At 72.0% G+C, this 19,605-nt stretch carries 12 protein-coding genes; 6 read left to right on the top strand and 6 right to left on the bottom strand.

Annotated elements, in window-relative coordinates:
* The first annotated feature begins 37 nt into the window (after window positions 1–37).
* From ACZ6O5_RS29355 to ACZ6O5_RS29345, 3 genes are all read left to right on the top strand, one after another.
* Window positions 38–1,693 carry a sodium:solute symporter family protein gene (locus ACZ6O5_RS29355; RefSeq protein WP_465981340.1) on the top strand — a complete coding sequence of 552 codons (1,656 nt, stop codon included), beginning with the start codon at window positions 38–40 and terminating at the stop codon, window positions 1,691–1,693.
* Between the two features lie 16 nt (window positions 1,694–1,709).
* Complete coding sequence (locus ACZ6O5_RS29350; RefSeq protein ID WP_465981338.1) at window positions 1,710–2,030, top strand: hypothetical protein; 321 nt, start codon at window positions 1,710–1,712, stop codon at window positions 2,028–2,030.
* Between the two features lie 88 nt (window positions 2,031–2,118).
* Window positions 2,119–2,502 (top strand): hypothetical protein, encoded by a 384-nt coding sequence (locus tag ACZ6O5_RS29345; RefSeq protein ID WP_465981336.1) that lies wholly within the window; start codon window positions 2,119–2,121, stop codon window positions 2,500–2,502.
* Window positions 2,503–2,611: 109 nt separating this feature from the next.
* Here the strand turns inward: ACZ6O5_RS29345 and ACZ6O5_RS29340 are convergent, their stop codons facing one another.
* The gene (locus ACZ6O5_RS29340) at window positions 2,612–4,414 is read right to left on the bottom strand and encodes a glycoside hydrolase family 6 protein (RefSeq protein ID WP_465981334.1); all 1,803 of its coding nucleotides are present in this window, start codon (window positions 4,412–4,414) and stop codon (window positions 2,612–2,614) included.
* A 589-nt stretch (window positions 4,415–5,003) separates the two neighbouring features.
* Here ACZ6O5_RS29340 and ACZ6O5_RS29335 point away from each other — a divergent pair.
* Both ACZ6O5_RS29335 and ACZ6O5_RS29330 read left to right on the top strand, forming a co-directional pair.
* A complete protein-coding gene (locus ACZ6O5_RS29335) occupies window positions 5,004–6,227 on the top strand; it encodes a hypothetical protein (protein ID WP_465981332.1) in 1,224 nt (407 codons plus the stop codon).
* Between the two features lie 79 nt (window positions 6,228–6,306).
* Entirely contained in the window at window positions 6,307–7,158 is an 852-nt protein-coding gene (locus tag ACZ6O5_RS29330; protein ID WP_465981459.1) for a class F sortase, read from the top strand.
* A 75-nt stretch (window positions 7,159–7,233) separates the two neighbouring features.
* Here ACZ6O5_RS29330 and ACZ6O5_RS29325 read toward each other — a convergent pair whose 3' ends face one another.
* Window positions 7,234–12,294, bottom strand: coding sequence for an NAD-glutamate dehydrogenase (locus ACZ6O5_RS29325; protein WP_465981330.1), 5,061 nt, complete (start codon window positions 12,292–12,294; stop codon window positions 7,234–7,236).
* Window positions 12,295–12,582: 288 nt separating this feature from the next.
* On the opposite strand from ACZ6O5_RS29325, the gene ACZ6O5_RS29320 reads away from it, so the two are divergent.
* Entirely contained in the window at window positions 12,583–14,544 is a 1,962-nt protein-coding gene (locus ACZ6O5_RS29320; RefSeq protein WP_465981328.1) for a penicillin-binding transpeptidase domain-containing protein, read from the top strand.
* A gap of 190 nt (window positions 14,545–14,734) precedes the next feature.
* On the opposite strand, the gene ACZ6O5_RS29315 is transcribed toward ACZ6O5_RS29320, so the two are convergent.
* From ACZ6O5_RS29315 to ACZ6O5_RS29300, 4 genes are all read right to left on the bottom strand, one after another.
* Window positions 14,735–15,946, bottom strand: a complete 1,212-nt coding sequence (locus tag ACZ6O5_RS29315) for an arginase family protein (protein ID WP_465981326.1) — start codon at window positions 15,944–15,946, stop codon at window positions 14,735–14,737.
* A gap of 65 nt (window positions 15,947–16,011) precedes the next feature.
* Window positions 16,012–16,929, bottom strand: coding sequence for a tetratricopeptide repeat protein (locus ACZ6O5_RS29310; RefSeq protein WP_465981324.1), 918 nt, complete (start codon window positions 16,927–16,929; stop codon window positions 16,012–16,014).
* Window positions 16,930–17,064: 135 nt separating this feature from the next.
* On the bottom strand, window positions 17,065–18,753 hold the full coding sequence (locus ACZ6O5_RS29305; protein WP_357303405.1) for an acyl-CoA mutase large subunit family protein: 1,689 nt from the start codon (window positions 18,751–18,753) through the stop codon (window positions 17,065–17,067).
* A gap of 173 nt (window positions 18,754–18,926) precedes the next feature.
* Complete coding sequence (locus ACZ6O5_RS29300; protein ID WP_465981322.1) at window positions 18,927–19,340, bottom strand: Asp23/Gls24 family envelope stress response protein; 414 nt, start codon at window positions 19,338–19,340, stop codon at window positions 18,927–18,929.
* Window positions 19,341–19,605 lie beyond the last annotated feature (265 nt).

Raw genomic sequence — 19,605 nt, 5'->3', positions numbered from 1 at the left:
CGCCGCAGCACGCACCCACACGAGGGGAGCAACAGGCATGGGCAGCGGCCTACGGTTGAACATGAACGCCCTGGACTACCTGATCCTGGCGCTCTACTTCGTCACGGTGCTGGGGGTCGGCTTCGCCGCCCGTCGCGCCATCAAGACCAGCGTCGACTTCTTCCTGTCCGGGCGGTCGTTGCCCGCCTGGGTCACCGGTCTGGCGTTCGTCTCGGCGAACCTGGGCGCGCTGGAGATCATCGGCATGGCCGCCAACGGCGCCCAGTACGGCATCATGACGGTGCACTACTACTGGATCGGCGCGGTGCCGGCGATGGTCTTCCTCGGCATCGTGATGATGCCGTTCTACTACGGCTCGAAGGTCCGCAGCGTGCCGGAGTACTTGCGGCTGCGCTTCAACCGCCCCACCCACCTGCTCAACGCGATCAGCTTCGCGGTCGCCCAGGTGCTGATCGCCGGCGTCAACCTCTACGCGCTGGCGTTGATCATGCAGGCGCTGCTGGGCTGGCCGCTCTGGATCGCGATCGTGGTCGGCGCGGCGATCGTGCTGGCGTACATCACCGTCGGCGGACTCTCCGGCGCGATCTACAACGAGGTGCTCCAGTTCTTCGTGATCATCGCCGGCCTGGTGCCGATCACGGTGATCGGCCTGGTCAAGGTCGGCGGCGTGAGCGGCCTGATGGACGCGGTACGCGAGTCCAAGCTCGGCGAGGCCGGTCTGCACGCCTGGCAGGGCACCGGCAGCACCGACAACCCGCTCGGCGCGCACTGGCTGGGCATCGTCTTCGGCCTCGGCTTCGTGCTCTCCTTCGGCTACTGGACCACCAACTTCGCCGAGGTGCAGCGCGCCCTGTCGGCGCGGAACATGAGCGCCGCCCGGCGTACGCCGATCATCGGGGCGTACCCGAAGCTGCTCATCCCGCTGGTCACCGTGATTCCCGGCCTGATCGCCCTGATCACGGTCAAGGGGCTGGGCGCCGACCAGGGCGAACTGGTCTACAACAACGCCATCCCGCTGCTCATGCGCGACCTGCTCCCCAACGGGGTGCTCGGCATCGCGGTCACCGGCCTGGTGGCGTCGTTCATGGCCGGCATGGCGGCCAACGTCAGCGGGTTCAACACCGTCTTCACGTACGACATCTGGCAGGCGTACTTCCGGCGGGACCGCCCGGACGAGTACTACGTGAAGATCGGCCGGATCGCCACCGTGATCGCGGTGGTGGTGGGCATCGGCACCGCGTTCATCGCGGCCGGCTTCAGCAACATCATGAACTACATCCAGGCGCTGTTCTCGGTCTTCAACGCGCCGCTGTTCGGCACGTTCATCATCGGCATGTTCTGGCGGCGGATGAGCGCGCTGGCCGGCTTCTGGTCGCTGCTGTCCGGCACCGTGGTGGCGGTCGCGACGTACGTGCTCTACAAGACCGGCGTGATCAGCTTCAACTCGGACCTGGAGGAGAGCTTCTGGGGCGCCGGCCTGGCCTTCGTCACCGTCGCCGTGGTGGCCGCGATCATCACGCCGCTGACCCGGCCGAAGACGAACGACGAGCTGACCGGCCTGGTGTACGGCCTCAGCGACACCACTCTCGCCGACGACTCGCTGGCCGGCGACGCGGCCTGGTACCGCTCCCCGGTGCTGCTCGGCGTCGTCGCCGTGGTGCTCGCCGCCCTCTTCTACATCCCGGTCTTCTGAGGAAGGGACCCACGTCATGGCAGACAACGCGGACCGCTACCAGGACGGCGAGGCCCACGACCCGCTGGTCGACGAGACCGAGGACGCCCGGGAGGAGCACTCCGCCGCGGCCCGGCTGTTCGACATCCGCCGGGTCATCGGTGGGCTCTTCGTCGCGTACGGGCTGATCGTCGGGCTGATGGGGCTGTTCGACTCGTCGGCCGAGATCGACAAGGCGCAGGGGTTGCGGATCAACCTGTGGGCCGGGGCGGTGATGTTGGTCTTCGGGCTCCTCATGCTGCTCTGGCAGCGGCTGCGCCCGACCGAGGCCCCGTCGACGCGCTCCGACGAGTCCTGAGCCGCACCGGATCCCCGCCCCGGCCCCGCCGGCATGCCCGGCGTCGCACCGGGTACGCCAGGCGCGGATGGGGACAGGAGGCAGCAGCATGACCGATCGTGACCCCGGTGGCGAGCGACCGCTGGAGGAGACCCCCGAGGTGGCCGCCGCGGTGGACGACGACAGCACGGTGCCGCAGTTCCGCGGCGGCGGCACCGATCCGAACAATCCCGCGTTCGCCGAGCCGGACGGCGCGGTGGCCGACACCGGCTCGCCGGACATCCTCGGCGACCCGTACGCGGCCGGCACCGGCGCGACCGGCACCGGCACTGGCGCGGGCGGGGACAACATCCGTACCGGCGCCGAGCAGCCCTGGGAGCCGGAGGACCTGGTGCGGGCCCGTGGCCAGGACGTGACCCCGGAGAACGTCGAACGGGCCCGCCGTGACCTGGCCGAGCTGGGCCGCGCGGCGATCGAGAAGACGGTGCCCTGACCGGGAACGGCCGGGGGCCCCTGGTCGACGTGGGCGTCGACCAGGGGCCCGGGGAAACCCGCGCGGCGGTGCCTCACTCCCGCCGCGGCGGGTGGTCCGGCCGCGGGCTCTACAGCGCCGGGTAGGCGTTCTGCATGAGCTGCGCGAACTGGGCCGGGAACCAGGCGCCGGAGATCGGCGCGTCCGGCAGGGCACCGGACATGCTGTTCCCGTTGCGGGCGTTACCGGTGTACGTCGGGTCGCACATCCGGTCGAAGCCCTTGCCCTCGTTGTTCGGGATCTCCTTGCTGGAGCCGTCCGACTCGCCCGGGGGCTTCACCCAGACGTAGGCGTCGATGCCGGACTCCGGCGCCGCCTTCGGCCGCTCGCCGAGACCCGCGCCGGCCTGGTTGCACCAGTTGCCGGTGTGGTAGCGACGGTCGATCTTGCCGCCGTTGACGTAGGCGTCCACGCTGGTCAGCGGGCCCGGGCCGGTGGGCCGGGCGGAGCCGCCCCAACCGTTGCGGGAGGTGTCGATCAGCATGCCGATGTTGCTGTCGAAGCCGACCGAGACCAGCTTCTGCCGGAACGCCTGGGCGAACGAGAGCTCGTCGACGTACTGGTTCCAGTCGATCCACTTGGACTGGCGCACGGTCTGGCCGTTCACCGAGTCGGTCACCTTGACGTACGGCTCCTTGAGCGCGGAGTAGTTCGCCGTGTTGGTGATGAAGCCCTGCACGTTCTTCACGGTGCTGCCGGACGCGACGGCGGCGGCCTTGAGCTGGTCGGCGACCGGCCCGAAGTTGCTGTCCCAGCCGATCCAGCCGTGGTGCGCGGCGTCGATGTAGTTGTAGACGTTGCCGAGCGCGCCGAGCTTCGCCAGGGCGTAGCCCACGCCGTTGACGTAGGCGCCGTTGGCCTTGACCGTGTCGCACATCGCGGTGCCGCCCGGGTTGCCCGAGGTGTTGGTCACCAGGTTGGGCAGCGAGTCGATCTCGATGATGTTGACGATGCGCAGGTTCTTGTACTTCGCGTCGCCCTGGATCGCGGCGATCGGGTCGATGTACTCGGACTTGTAGCGGGGCAGCTCGTCCGGGCCCAGCTCGCCGTTGGAGGCGAGCGCCGAGCAGTCGCGGCCGGGCAGGTTGTAGATGACGAACTGGATGTAGCCGGCGCCCTGGGCGAGCGCGGCGTCCAGGTGGGCGCGGACGCCCATCGCGCCGTTGGAGCTGCTGTCCGGCGTGCCGTTGATGGCGGCGATCCGGTCGATCCAGACCGCGGTCGGGTTGTTCGACACCCGGCTACCGCCGGCCACCGACTCGGCCTTGGCCTTCCACTCCGGGTTCACGTACCCCTTCACCCCGACGAACGGGTTGTCCACCTTCTGCCCGGGCGGGGTGCTGGTGGGGGGCGTGCTGGTGGGCGGCGTGCTCGTCGGCGGCGTGCTGGTGGGCGGCGTGCTCGTCGGCGGCGTGCTCGTGGGCGGGGTGCTGGTGGGCGGCGTGCCGCCGTTGCAGACCGTGCCGTTGAGCGTGAACTGCGTCGGCTTCGGGTTGCTGCCGCTCCAGGCGCCGTTGAACCCGATGCTGGTGCTGGCGCCGGTGCCCAGCGAGCCGTTGTAGGACTCGTTCTGAGCGGTGACGTTCTGGCCGCTCTGGGTCCACTTCGCCGACCAGCCCTGCTGTACGCGCTGGCTGCTGTTGCCGAACGTGAAGCCGAGGTTCCACGAACTGACCGGGTCACCGAGGTTCTTGATGACCACGTTCGCGGTGAAGCCACCGGCCCAGTCGCTGGTGGTGTAGTCCACGCTGCACTGCGTCGCGGCCTGCGCCGCGGTGACCGGGAGGGTCACCAGCCCGCCGGCCACGAGGACGCCGGCGCCGGTGAGCGCGAGCGTCCGGCTCCGGCCGGACAGCCTTCTCCACAGATTCATACCACTGATCTCCTTGGGCGAGACCGGATCCGCGTACGGCCCGGCGGAATGGCGGCGGTGGTCGGCCCTGCGGGAACGACCGTGCGCGCCACGGGTTACTTCGGGGGACGCCCGACCCGGACGGGCGTGAGGGTGGTGGTGGTGCCGACCGGTCCGCAGGACCGGTCGAAGGAGCCGGACGTCGTCCGGTGAGACCGGTTGCCCTCGACGTCTGCGCTCGCGGTGTGGCTCCCCGAACCGCGTGCAGCGATTCTTGCATGGGAGCGCTTCCATGGCAATGCCTCGATACGCACCCCGACCCTACCCCCACCCCCGTCGATCATGAGGTCGACGGCAGACGGGAAGCGCTCCCCCGCCACCGGCTCCATGATCACTGGTCGCCGACCGCCCGGACGCAGGTGCGGAGGACCGGGCGGGAGGCGCAGAGGGCGCAGAGGACTCGGCGGTGGCCGGGGCTACGCGAAATGCCACATCATCGACAAAGCCCGAAAAACGAAACTTTCCCCGGATAGGTCGCGAAAAGGTCTAACGTCGGCCGTAGCTCGACTGACGTCGGGCTCAGGACGAACAGGGATGGAGTGACGCTGGTATGGCTGACAAGATGCTCGGGAAGTTCGTCGCGGGTGCCGCTCTCGGCGGTGCGGGCCTTCTCGTGTTCACCCCGGGAATGGCCTACGCAGGCGGGCACGACGACGAGGGCAAGGTGATCGCCAAGCCGCACGTGGTCAAGGCGGGCGACACCGTGGAACTGCTCCAGATCTGCCCGGAGCCCCAGGAGCACGCCTACGTCTGGTCGAAGGTGACCGGCAAGGTCGACCTCCACCCGGCCCGGGACGGGGAGCAGGGCGACTGGGCCGACAAGGGCGGCGACTGGGCCGACGAGCACGGGGACCAGGCCGACAAGGGCGGTGACTGGGCCGACAAGGGCGGCGACTGGGCCGAGGACGCGGACCAGGGTCCCGACGGCAAGGACGGGCACGGTGCCCCGCCCGAGGCCAACAAGGACGAGCACGGCAAGGACGGCAAGGACGAGCACGGCAAGGAAGAACAGGGCAAGAACGAACAGGGCAAGGGTCCCGAGGGCAAGGACGAGAAGGGCAAGGACGGGCACGGGCCCGGCGAGGCGGGCATGCCGGAGCCGCCGGCCGACGCGCCGAAGCCGGGCGGTGCGGGTGCCGGCATGGCCGCCGACGCCGGGGATCTGGGACCGCAGGGCCACGAGGAGTACGGCCAGGACGCCGAGCCGGGCTGGACGGCTGCCGACTGGACCCGGGACGAGCACGGCGCCGACGGCAAGGACGGACACGGTGCCCCGCCCGAGGCCAACAAGGACGAGCACGGCAAGGGCGAACAGGGCAAGGACGCCAAGGACGAGCACGGCAAGGGCGAACAGGGCAAGGACGAGCACGGCAAGGGCGAACAGGGCAAGGACGAGCACGGCGCCCCGCCGGAGGCCGGCAAGGACGAGCAGGGCAGGGACGCCAAGGACGAGCACCACGGCGACTGGCAGGACGACAAGGGGTACGGCCACGGCGAGGACGAGGCCGGCTGGGAGCACGGGAAGGACTTTGTCTACTACGGCGAGGCCCGCGTCTCGGAGGACGTCCACCCGGGCCGCTACGAACTGAACGGCTCCTGCGGCGAGGGCGAACTGGTGGTCCTCCCCCGGGGCGGGGTCGACGGCGGTGACGGCGGCATGGCCACCACCGGCCTGGACCGTGGTCTCGCCACCGGGGGCGCCGGCATGATCGGTGCCGCCGCACTCGGCGGACTGGTGCTGATGCGTCGGCGGCGGGCCGGTGGCCTGGTCTGACCGGACGACGAACCGGGCCGGCGGCCGTCACGGGAAACCGTGGCGCGCCGTCGGCGCGGCCGTCGTCGTCCTGCTCGCCATGGTGGGCTCCGGCCTGATCGGCGCGTCCGTCCGCACCGTCCCGCCGCCCACCCCGCCGCAGCCGATCGCGCAGGCCGGACCGGCCGGCACGACGGATGCCACCGACCCGCCCACCGCCTCCGACACCGATCCGGACGCCGACGGCGGCGCGCCCTGGGACGTCCCGTCGACCGGGTACGCCGATCCGGCCACGCCGCCCGGCGCCGCGCCGGGCACGCCAACCGGCGCCGCACCGGCTACCCCGCCCGGCACCGCGCCAGGAACGCCGGCGGGGACCGGGCCGGGCACACCGGCGGGGACCGGGCCCGGGACCGGACCGGGCACACCGCCCGGGAGCGTGCCGGTGGCGCCCGGCGCCGCACCGACCGGGCCCACGGGTGTCCCGGCCGCACTGTCCCGCTCCGCGCCCACCACCGTCGTGATCCCCCGGATCGGGGTTCGCGCCGAGGTCATGACGCTCGGCACCAACCCGGACGGAACGGTCCAGGTGCCCCCGCTGGACCAGGCGATGAAGGCGGGCTGGTACTCCCCCGGCGCCAGCCCCGGCGAGGTCGGCAACGCCGTCATCGTCGGGCACGTCGACTCCGCCAAGCTCGGCCCGGCGGTCTTCTTCAACCTGGGCGCGCTGGTGCCGGGCGACACCATCGCCGTGTCCCGGCAGGACGGCTCGACCGTCACGTTCACCGTGGAGGAGGTCCGGTCGTACCCGAAGACCGCCTTCCCGGCGGAACAGGTCTACGGCCCGTCCACCGTGCCCGGCCTGCGCGTGGTCACCTGCGGCGGGGTGTTCGACCGGACCGCCGGCAGCTACCTGAACAACATCGTGGTCTACGCCCGGATGACCCGCTGATCCACCTCAGGCACGGAAAGAGTGCCCATCCGAAGCGCGATGGGCACTCTTTCCGTGCATCAGTGACGTGGCGCGTCAGGCCGCCGCCGAGGTGCGGACCAGGGTACGGATCTGACGCAGCAGCACCGACAGGGCGGACAGGTCGGCGCGGGACTCGTCGAACTCCCCCATCGCCCGGTGCGCCCGGTGGATCGAGGTCGCGTTCGCCTGCTCCCACTCCTGCACCCGCTCCACCGGCGGCTGGCTGTCCGAGGTGGAGTTGAGCACCTCCGCGGTGAGCGCGGCCAGCGCGGCGTACAGGTCGTAGCGCAGCGCCATCCGGGCCAGCGTCTGCCAGCGGTCCTCCCGCGGCAGCAGGGAGATCTTCGACAGCAGCGCGTCCACCCGGAACCGGTCGGAGAGCACGAAGTAGACCGAGGCCACCTCGCTCACCTCCCGCCCGGTCGTCTTCGCCGTCTCGACGATGTCGAGCAGGCCGAAGCTGTACATCAGGCGGGTCGCCTGCACGGCCAGCTCACGCGGCAGCCCCTTGCCGACGAGCGCCTCGATGTGCGCCGCGATCGCCTCCCGCTCGGTGCCCCAGAACAGGTGCTCCAGGTCCGGCATGAGCTGGGCCACGCCGTCCCGCAGCCGGGTGATCTCCGCCGGCACGTCGATCGGCGAGCGCCGGTTGGTGACCAGCCAGCGCACCGCGCGGTCGAGCAGCCGGCGGGTGTCCAGGTAGACGGCGGTCTGCAACTCGGGCGAGACCTTGTTGTCCAGCGCCTCGACCGCGTTCCACAGCTCGCCCAGCCCGAACACCTCGCGGACCACCACGTACGCGCGCAGCACGTCCGCCGCCGAGGCGGCCGTCTCCTCGACCACCCGGAACACGAACGAGATGCCGCCCCGGTTGATCGCCTCGTTGACCAGCACCGTGGTGACGATGTCCCGGCGCAGCCGGTGCCGGCCCATCCGGTCGGCGAAGCGCTGCCGCAGCGGGGTCGGGAAGTAGTTGACCAGGACGTCGGTCGTCCACTCCTCGTCCGCCAGCCCCTCGCTGACGATCTCCCGCTCCAGCACGATCTTCACGTACGCGAGCAGCACCGCGAACTCCGGCGGGGTCAGCCCGGTCTCGGTGCGGACCGCCAGCTCCTCGTCCGACGGCAGCGCCTCCAGCGCCCGGTCCAGCGCGCCGGACCGCTCCAGCTCGTTGATCATCCGGCGGTGCACCGGGAGCAGCGAGGCGGCCTGGGTCTGGGCGTTGTTGAGCGCCCGCGCCTGGTCGTAGTTGTCCCGCAGCACCAGCTCGGCGACCTCGTCGGTCATCTGGGCCAGCAGCTCGTCCCGCTCCGGGCGGTCCAGCTCACCGTCGGCGACCGCGGTGTTCAGCAGAATCTTGATGTTCACCTCGTGGTCGGAGCAGTCCACCCCGGCCGCGTTGTCGATGAAGTCGGTGTAGATGCGTCCACCGCCGGCGGCGTACTCGATCCGGCCCTGCTGGGTGAAGCCCAGGTTGCCGCCCTCGCCGACCACCCGGCAGCGCAGGCTCTTGCCGTCCACCCGGATGGCGTCGTTGGACTTGTCCCCGACCTCGGCGTTGGTCTGCGTCGACGCCTTCACGTAGGTGCCGATGCCGCCGTTCCAGAACAGGTCCACCGGCGCGGTGACGATCGCCTTCATCAGCTCCTGGGGGCTGAGCTGCGTGACGTCGTCGTCGAGGCCGAGCACCGCGCGGACCTGCGGCGTGAGCGGCACCGACTTCGCGGTACGCGGGAAGATGCCGCCGCCTTCCGAGATCAGCTCCGGGTCGTAGTCCTCCCAGGACGACCGGGGCATGTCGAACAGCCGCTTGCGCTCGGCGAACGAGGTGGCCGCGTCCGGGTCCGGGTCCAGGAAGATGTGCCGGTGGTCGAACGCGGCCACCAGCCGGATGTGCTCGGAGAGCAGCATCCCGTTGCCGAACACGTCGCCGGACATGTCGCCGACGCCGACCACGGTGAAGTCCTGGGTCTGGGTGTCGTGCCCCAGCTCCCGGAAGTGCCGTTTCACCGACTCCCAGGCACCCCGGGCGGTGATGCCCATCTTCTTGTGGTCGTAGCCGGCCGAGCCGCCGGAGGCGAACGCGTCACCGAGCCAGAAGCGGTGCGCGGTGGAGATCTCGTTGGCGATGTCGGAGAACGTCGCGGTGCCCTTGTCCGCCGCCACCACCAGGTAGGGGTCGTCGGGGTCGTGCCGGACCACGTCCTCGGGCGGCACGATCTCGCCGCTGGCGATGTTGTCCGTGACGTCGAGCAGCGCGGAGATGAACTCCTTGTAGCAGACCACCGCCTCGTCCCGGTCGCCCGGCTTCTGCTTGAGCACGAAGCCACCCTTGGCGCCCACCGGCACGATCACCGCGTTCTTCACCATCTGCGCCTTGACCAGGCCCAGCACCTCGGTGCGGAAGTCCTCGCGGCGGTCGGACCAGCGCAGGCCGCCCCGGGCCACCGGCCCGAACCGCAGGTGCACGCCCTCGAACCGGGGCGAGTAGACGAAGATCTCGAACTTCGGTCGCGGCGCCGGCAGGTCCGGAATGGCCTGCGGGTCCAGCTTGAACGCCACGTACGGCTTGGGCCGCCCGCCCGCCGGCTTCTGGTAGAAGCTGGTGCGCAGCGTGGCCTGGATCAACGTCAGGAAGGCCCGCAGGATGCGGTCCTGGTCGAGGCTGGCCACCTCGTCCAGCGCCTCGCCGATCGCCTCGACCAGTTCGGCGCCGCGCTGGCGCCGCTCGTCCATCGTGATGGGGCTGGGCGCGAACCGGATCTCGAAGAGCTGCACCAGCAGCCCGGCGATGCTCGGGTACGCGATGAACGTCTGTTCCATGTACTCCTGGGAGAACACCGTGCCGGCCTGCCGCAGGTACTTCGCGTACGCGCGCAGCACGACCACCTGCCGCCAGGTGAGCCCGGTGCGCAGCACCAGCTCGTTGAAGCCGTCCACCTCGGCCTCGCCCCGCCAGGCGGCGGCGAACGCGTTCTCCACGTGCGGGCGCACCTCGGCCAGGTCCTGGTGCCGTTCCGGCAGCTCCAGCCCGAAGTCGTAGAGCCAGATCCGGCCGTCGACGCGCTCCACCTCGTACGGGTGCTCGTCGACCACCTTCACGCCGAGCGAGTGCAGCACCGGCAGCACGGCGGAGAGCATCATCGGCTCGCCGTACCGGTAGACCTTGAACCGCACGTCCAGCGACTCGTCGCCGTCGTTCGCCCGGCCCGAGTAGGCCCGCGGCGCCAACTGCTTGCGGAACAGGTGCATCTCGAGCTGGCCGGGCTCCTCCAGCAGCTCCAGCTTGGCCAGGTCCTTCATCGCCTCGTACGGCGTGTGCCCGTCCTTGTAGCCCTCCGGGAACGCGTCGGCGTAGCGGCTGAACAGGTGCTTGGCCTGCTCGTCGCCGAGCTTGCGCTCCAGCACCAGCCGGTAGTCGTCGTCCCAGAGCCGGGTGGCGTCGGCCAGCTCCTCGGCGAGCAGATCGGCGTCGATCTCGCCGGGCGGGCTGTTCGGGTCGGTGCGGACGATGAAGTGCACCCGGGCCAGCATCGACTCGGTGACCCGGGTGGTGTAGTCGACGCCGACGCCGTTCAGCTCGCGCAGCAGGATGTCCTGCATGCGCAGCCGGTTCTGCGTGGTGAACCGGTCCCGGGGCAGGTAGATCAGGCAGGAGATGAACCGCCCGTACGCGTCCCGCCGCAGGAAGACCCGGAGCTGCCGGCGGCCGGCCATCCGCAGCACGCCGATCACCGCGTGGTAGAGGTCGTCGGTCTTGATCTGGAACAGCTCGTCGCGCGGGTAGGTCTCCAGGATCTGGAGCAGGTCCTTGCCGGAGTGGCTGCGCAGGCTCAGGCCGGAGCGGTCCAGCACCTCGGCGACCTTGCGGCGGACCACCGGCAGCTCCTGCACGCTGGTCCGGTACGCGGCGGTGGAGAACAGGCCCAGGAAGCGCCGTTCCCCGACCACCTCACCGGCGTCGTTGAAGATCTTGAAGCCGATGTAGTCGAGGTAGGCCGAGCGGTGCACGGTGGCCCGGGAGTTGGCCTTGGTGATGATGAGCAGGCGCTTCTCCAGCACCCGCTCGTGCGCCTCCGGGGTCATCGAGTTCAGCGACCGGGCCTCCGGCGAGTCGGACCGCAGGATGCCCAGCCCGGTGCCGAGGACCGCCTCCAACGCCTGCCCGCCGGCCGCCCCGTCCGCGTCGACCAGGCGGTACTCCCGGTAGCCGAGGAACGTGAAGTGGTCGTGCGCGAGCCAGCGCAGCAGCTCCACCGAGTCCGTGATGTCCTTCTCCGGCACCGGCGGGCGGCTGTCCGACGTCCGCGCGGCGGCCAGCTCGTCGGCGAGCGCCAACGCCCGCTGCCGCATCTTGGGCCAGTCCTCGACGGCCTCCCGCACGTCGGTGAGCACCCGCTGGAGCTCGCGGCGCACCGCCTCCCGTTCGGCCGGGTCGCGGACCGGGTCGATCTCGATCCGCATCCAGCTCTCGACCAGGTCACCGGCGATCGCGTCGTCCGGTTCCACGTCCGCGGAGACCTCGGTGAGCCGGCCCAGCGGCTCCCGCCGGACCACCACCAGCGGGTGCACCAGCAGGTGCACGTCGAGGTGGCGGGAGTTCAGCAGCGCGGTGACCGAGTCGACCAGGAACGGCATGTCGTCGGTGACGATCTCGACGACGGTGTGGTGCTGCTCGGCGTCCGGCTCGTGGATACGCAGTTTCAGCTCGCCCGGCACCCGCTGCTGGGCCAGGTCCCGGTGGGCCCGGGCCGCCTCCAGCATCTCCTCGGCGGTGAAGCCGATCAGCTCCTCGTCCGGCGCGAACCGCCAGAAGCGGTCCACCAGCGTGGCCGCGTCGTGGTCGTCGCCGGCCAGCGCGACCGCCTGGGCGACCAGCCGCTCCGCGTTGGGCACCGGCTCGTCCAGCTCGGCGTCCTCCACGTCGTCGGCCAGTGCCTGCGCGGGCAGGCCCAGGTCGTAGAGGGTGTCGATGCTGGAACCGGTCAGGCCGGTCACTCCTGTGTCGAGACGGCCGAAACCGTCCCCGTCGGTCGCCGAATCGAAGCTGTCATCGTCCCGGCTGGTGTCAGCCTGGAGATCGGGTCCCGGTTTGATCGCCGGACGCCGGTCCATCGGTGCCACTCCCCTCGACCCACCGCGTTGTGGGTCACTCTGCCGCCCAGCCTAGGCCCTGCCGTTGTGCCCCTCCGTCGGCGGACCACTGGCCGGACGTCCGGATCGGGACTGTGCCCTTTCACCTGTTGCGGGTCCGTGGTCGGCCGGTCGCGGATTACCCCGGCTGGCGATGTTCATCACACTGCCACATGCCACTTCTGAACCCGCCGCGGGCGGTGGCGGGGCGGTGGGGAGCCGCGTGGCGTACTAGCGTGCAGGTCAGCTTCACACCGGAGGGACCGCTTCATGCCCCTGTCGTACCCCGTCCACCCCCGTCGCCAATCCCGCCGCCGGCCGATCGCGGCGCTGGTCGCCGCGCTGCTGGCCGCCGGCGCGATGACCGGGTGCTCCGGCGAGGACGGGCCGGGGAGCACCGTCGACGCCTTCCTGAGCGGCTGGCGCTCGGGTGACCTGCAACCGGTCGGCTTCCTCGCGCCGACCGGCGCGCGGGTGCCGGCGGCCGAGGTGACCAAGCAGTTGAAGGCGCTCTCCGGTGACCTGGCCGCGACGCCGCCGACGCTGGAACGCACCGGCGAGGTCACCACCGCCGGCGACATCGCCACCGCCCGGGTCCGGCTGACCTGGGCGCTGCCGGGCGGCGCCCGCTGGGCGTACGAGAACCCGGTGCGCCTCAAGGGCAGCGGCGACCAGTGGCAGGTGATCTGGGAGCCGGCCGTGGTGCACGAGAAGCTGACCGAGGGCGACCGCCTCGCCCTGCGCCGGCAGCCGGCGGAGCGGGCCGCGGTGCTGGACGCCGCCGGCAGGCCCGTCGTGGCGCCCCGTCCGGTGGTCCGGGTCCAGGTCGCGCCCGGCGAGGTGAAGGACGTGCCCGGCCTGGTGCGCAAGCTCGACGCCGCGTTCAAGGCGGTCCGGCCCGCGCTCAGCCCGCCGGTCGACCTCAGCGACCTGCCGAAGCGGCTCAAGGAGGCCGACCGGGACGCACTCGTCGAGGTGGTGACGCTGCGCGACGAGGCGTACCGGCAGATCAAGTCCCGCATCTACGACCTGCCCGGCACCCGGTTCCCCACCGACCAGCTCATGCTGGCCCCGACCCGGGAGTTCGCCCGGGCGCTGCTCGGCTCCGTCGACCAGGCCCAGGCCGACGATCTCCAGGCCCACCCCGACCGGTACGCCCGCGGCGACCTGGTCGGCCACGGCGGCCTCCAGGGCCGGTACGACGAGCGGCTGCGTGGCGTGCCCGGCGTCACCGTGATCACCGAGCGGCCCGCCGCCGAGGGTGCCACCGAGCCCACCGGCACCGAGGTGTTCCGCAGCGACCCGAAGCCCGGCCAGCCGGTGCGGACCACGCTGGACGTGGCCACCCAGAACGCCGCCGACGCCGCGCTGCGGGGCCAGACCCGCCGCTCCGCGCTGGTCGCGGTGCGGATCAGCGACGGCGCGGTGCTGGCCACCGCGAACGGCCCCGGCGCGGCCGGCGAGAACCTCGCGTTCACCGCCCAGGTGCCGCCCGGCTCCACGTTCAAGATGGTCAGCGCGCTCGGCCTGCTCGACCGCGGCGCGGTGACCCCGCAGACCACGGTGAACTGCCCGAAGACCGCCGAGGTCGACGGCCGGATCTTCAAGAACTCGGACAACTTCGCGCTCGGCGCGGTGCCGTTCGCCACCGACTTCGCGAAGTCCTGCAACACCGCCTTCACCGCGCTGGCCCCGCAACTCGGCCCGGACGGGCTCGCCCAGACCGGCCGCACGCTCGGGCTGGAGGCCGGGTGGGACCTGGGCGCGGACGTGTTCACCGGCAAGATCTCCGCGAACGGGGAGCGCACCGAGCAGGCCGCCGCCGCGATCGGCCAGGGCACCACGCTGGTCAGCCCGCTGGCGATGGCCGGCGCCACCGCGGCCGTGGCGCGGGGCCGCTTCGAGCAACCCAAGCTGCTGCTCGACCCGGCGCCGGGCAAGCCCGCCCCGGCCGGGCCGGCGCTCAAGCCGGAGTCGGTGGCCGCGCTGAAGACCCTGATGCGCGGCGTGGTCACCGCCGGCACCGCCACCGCCCTGGCCAAGGTGCCCGGCGAGCCGGTGCACGGCAAGACCGGCACTGCGGAGTACGACAACAACCCGGCGCACACGCACGCCTGGTTCGTCGGCTGGCAGGGCGACGTGGCCTTCGCCGTCTTCGTCGAGCAGGGCGGCTCCAGTACGGCCAGCGCGGTGCCGATCGCCGAGCGGTTCCTGCGGGGCCTGGCCCGCTGAGCGGCCCCGCCCGCCGTACCGCGCGGGGCCGACGCCGCGAGCAGTCCCGGCGGGGCCCCGCCCGGGGCCGACGCCACGGCAGTTCCGGCGCGACTGCAACGCGCTGTTGACGCTCGCCACCGGCGTGTCGCCGCGCGACGCCGACGCCTGCGGCCCGACCATCGACCGGGTTCGCGCGGTCGGGCGTCGCTCAGGCGGGTTCCCCGGTGGCCGGCGCCTCCTCGACCGGTCCGCCGTCCATCCCGGGCACCGCGACGCGGCGGAGCAGCCCGGGGCCGACGGCCGGCCCGGAGTCCTTCTCGCCCGGCTCCGGCAGCCACGCCGCCCTGTCGTCGGCACCGTCGTCATCACCGTCCAGGACCGCCGGCCGGCCGATCGGGTCCGCCGCGACGGCGGGTACGGGCACCGTCGTCGCCGGGCGCGGCACCCGGCCGTCACCCGCCCGGGGTGCCGGGGCCGCCGGCAGCAGCCGGGGCGGCACCGCGTCCGGGGCGACGACCGGGGCGAGCCCGGCCACCACCGTGTTCACGATCTCCGCCGCGTACGCCCCGTCCGGGTCGTAGTCGGGGTCGAAGACGGTCAGCTCGACGCCGAGGCAGTGCGGCGTGTCCACCAGCCCGGCGAGCAGGATCTCCAGCTCGGCGAAGGCGATGCCGCCCGGGTCCGGCGCGTCGACGGCGGGCATCACGGCCGGGTCGAGCACGTCCACGTCGATGTGCACCCAGTAGCCGGCACAGTCGACGAGCTGCTCGTGCGCCCACTGGGCGGTACGGGCCGCGCCCTCGGCGCGCAACGCCGGCACCGGTCGGGTGGTGATGCCGGCGGCCTGGAGGTCGAGGCGGTACTCGTCCTGCGCGCGGATGCCGAGCACCACCACGTCGATGTCCCGGAAGTAGGGGCGCCGCCCCTCGATGGCGGCCAGGTCGGGCTGCCCCCGCCCGGTGACCAGGGCGAGGTCCTCCCCCGCCGCCGCGCCGACGTAGGAGGCGTTGCCGGGGTGCCGGAAGTCGGAGTGACCGTCCACGAAGACCAGCCCGATCCGCCCGCCGACCGCCTCGCCGAGCCGGTGCATGGCCAGCGCCGAGCCGAGCAGCACCGAACAGTCCCCGCCGAGCACCAGCGGAAACTCACCCCGGTCGATGATCGCGCCGATCCGGTCGGCCAGTGCCACCGAGTAGGTCGAGATCTCCGGCGCGTGGCAGACGCCGTCGCCGGGCCGCCAGTCGCCCGGGTCGTACCGGGGCGGGGTGAGACAACCGGCGTCGCGGGCCCGCAGCCGGGCGAGCAGCCCGTGGTCGCGCAGCGCGCCGGGCGCCTTGCCGCAGCCGGGCACGGAGCTGACCGTCGGCGGGCGCAGCCCGAGGTTCGTCGGCGCGTCGAGGACGGCGATCCGGCGCATCATGAGCTCCCGTCCTCGATGGTCGGGCGGGCCGGCGGCGCGCCGGCCCGCGCGGGCGTGCGACGAATTCAGAACAAGGCGCTGGCCAGGGCGCGTCGGGCGGAGGCCACGGCGGGGTCGTCCGGGCCGGCGATGGTGAACAGGCCGATCAGGTGCTGGCGGACCCGGTCCCGCTCCTCACCGGCGGTGCGGCGAACCAGGCCGACCAGTCGCTGGTAGGCCTGGTCGGCCAGGCCGCTGAGCACCTCGATGTCGGCGGCCAGCAGTTGGGCGTCCACGTCGTCGGGGGCCGCCGCGGCGGCGTCGAGCGCACCCTGCGGGTCCGCCCCGCCTACCCGGCGGGCCAGCCCGACCTGCGCCAGGCCCGCCTCCGCCGCCGCGTCCGTCGGGGACTCGGCCAGGATCTTCCGGTACGCCGCCTCGGCGGCGTCCAGGTCACCGCTCATCAGCGCGTCGTCGGCGGCGTCGAGCCGCGGGTCCTCCGGCTCGGCCACCTCGACGCCGGCGGCCTTGAGCACGGCCTGGATCCACTGCCGTAGCTGCGCCTCGGGCACCACGCCCGGGAAGGCGTCGACCGGCCGCCCGCCGACGATGGCGTAGGTGGTCGGCAACGTCTGGAGTTGGAACATCTGCGCGAGCCGGGGCTGCTGCTGCACGTCGACCCGGGCCAGGAGCCACGCGCCGGCGCCCTCGGCGGCCAGCCGCTCCAGCACCGGTGCGAACTGGTCGCTCTCCGGGTACCCGGCGGCGCCGAAGAAGACCACGACCGGTGTGGCGAGCGAGCGTTCGAGCACCTCGGACTGGATGTTCGCCTCGGTCACGTCGATCACGGCGGCCGAGCCGGCGCGGCTGCCCGGCAGCCCGGCGGGCGGGCCGCCCTGGGACGGTGTGGCGGGAGAGGTGTCGGCCGGTGCGGGGGTGCGCAGCGCGCTGAGGTCGACCGCGCCGCGGGTGAAGATCGACGAGGTGATCCGTGGGTCGCTCATGGTTGTCTAGTCTCGCACGTACCGCACGGAACTCCGCTCACCCGCAACGGCGACGTTGCGACTCTCACCCCTGCTCAGAGTGCACAAGAAGGGCCTTCCTGACAGACGCCGCGTCAGGAAGGCCCTTCTTCTCGCCTAGAAGCGGGCGGGCTCGCGGTAGACGCCCCACTCGCCGCGCAACGCGTCGCAGATCTCGCCCAGGGTGGCCTCGGCGCGGACCGCGTCCAGCATCGCCGGGATCATGTTCCCGCCGGTCCGGCTGACCTCCACCATCCGGCGTACGGCGGCGGTGACCGCGGCGTCGTCGCGGGCCGACTTGCGCTCGGCCAGCACCCGGCGCTGCTCCAGCTCCACCTCGTGCGAGATGCGGAGGATCTCCAGCTCCTTGGCGACCGTGCCGGTGTGGCAGTTGACGCCGACGATCTTCTTGTCGCCCTTCTCCAGCGCCTGCTGGTAGACGAACGCCGACTCGGCGATGTGCCCGGTGAACCAGCCGTCCTCGATGCCGCGCAGGATGCCGGAGGTCATCGGCCCGATCTGGTGCGGCCCGTCGCCGCCGAGCTGCCGGATCCGGGCGAAGATCTCCTCCGCCTCGGCCTCGATCCGGTCGGTGAGCGCCTCGACGTACCAGGCGCCGCCGAGCGGGTCGGCCACGTTCGTCACGCCGGTCTCCTCCATCAGCACCTGCTGCGTCCGCAGGGCGATCTCGGCCGACTCGTCGGTGGGCAGGGCCAGCGTCTCGTCCAGCGCGTTGGTGTGCAGCGAGTTGGTGCCGCCGAGCACCGCCGCCAGCGCCTCCACCGCGGTGCGTACCACGTTGTTGACCGGCTGCTGGGCGGTCAGCGACACCCCGGCGGTCTGCGTGTGGAACCGCAGCCACATCGCCTTCTCGCTGGTCGCGCCGTACACGTCGCGCAGCCAGCGGGCCCAGATCCGGCGGGCGGCGCGGAACTTGGCGATCTCCTCGAAGAAGTCCAGGTGGGAGTCGAAGAAGAAGCTCAGCCCGGGGGCGAACACGTTGACGTCCAGCCCGCGCGACAGGCCCAGCTCGACGTAGCCGAACCCGTCGGCGAGCGTGTACGCCAGCTCCTGCGCGGCGGTCGAGCCGGCCTCACGGATGTGGTAGCCGGAGACCGAGAGCGGCTTGTAGCGGGGGATCTCCGCCGCGCAGTACTCCATCAGGTCGCCGATCAGGCGCAGGTGCGGCTCGGGGTCGAAGAGCCACTCCTTCTGCGCGATGTACTCCTTGAAGATGTCCGTCTGGAGCGTGCCGTCCAGCGTGGACACATCGGCGCCCTGGCGCTCCGCGGCGACCAGGTACATGCAGAACACCGGCACGGCCGGCCCGGAGATGGTCATCGAGGTGGTGACGCCGGCCAGGTCGATGCCGTCGAAGAGCACCTCCATGTCGGCGGCCGAGTCGATGGCCACGCCGCAGTGGCCGACCTCGCCGAGCGACTGCGGGTCGTCCGAGTCGCGGCCCATCAGCGTCGGCATGTCGAACGCGACGGAGAGCCCGCCACCGCCCGCGCCGAGGATCATCTTGTAGCGCTCGTTGGTCTGCTCGGCGTTGCCGAAGCCGGCGAACTGCCGGATGGTCCAGGCCCGTCCGCGGTAGCCGGTCGGGTGCAACCCCCGGGTGTACGGGAACTCGCCCGGCCAGCCGATCCGCTCGAAGCCCGGGTAGGCGGTCCCCTCCGGCGGGCCGTACACCGGGTCGACCGGCAGGCCGGAGAGCGTGGTGAAGTCCGCGTCGCGCTTGCGGGCGGCGTCGTAGCGGGCCTGCCAGCGGGCCCGGCCGGCGGCGATCTCGTCAGCGTCCATGCGCGGAGCTCCTCCTCGGTCCTCGTGAAGACCGAGTGTAGAACGAATGCCTGAACGATCGCTAAGGACCGGCGTACCGGCCGGTAACCCGGGTGCCGGGTCGACCCGTGGGCGCAGGCGGGCCGACCCACTTCTGCCAGCACGTCCGCAGGCGCCGCGAGCCCGACTCGTCGTCAGCGCACAGCGGCGCCGGCGTCTCCGATCGCCACGTCGTCCACCCGAATGTTGATCTCGTCGACGCGCAGCCCGTACGCCTCGACCGCAGCCGTGACCGCGGCCCGCACGCCGTCGGTGACCTGCGGCACCGGGTGACCGCCGTCGATCACGATGACCAGGTTGACCACGGCCGCGCCGTCGGTGACATGGGCCGAGCAGCCGCGCCGGGCGTCGCCGACCTGGTCCAGGCCGACCCGGTCCAGCACGGCGTTGAAGAACCGGGCCACGTCGCCGCCCAGCTCGGCCACGCCGGGCACGGACTTCGCGGCGGCCACCGCGATCTTCTCCACCACCTCGTCGGCGACGTGCGTCGTCCCGCCCGCCGTCGCGGCCGGCGTGATCGACAGCTCCTGCGTAGCCTCGTGCTCCACGCTTTCCCCCACCCTCGCTCCAACCGACCCCGGGAGCGTACAAGCCACACCGCCCCGGCCACGCCCCCGCCCGACACCACCGTCGATCATGGACTTTGCGCCCGGCGAATGCCCCCTTTGTCGCCTTTGCCCGGGCAGCAACCGCAAGATCGACGAGGGGGTCGGGGGCAGGGGGATGCTCCTATAGAAGTCAAGGGGTGTTGAGGGTGGTGAAGTCAGCGAGGAGGGCGGTGTGGACCTCGCGGACGATGTAGCGCTTGAGGCA

The organism is Micromonospora sp. NPDC049201 (assembly GCF_055586805.1).
The sequence above is the reverse complement of the archived record's forward strand: the minus strand, read 5'-3'. Positions and strand labels throughout refer to the sequence as shown.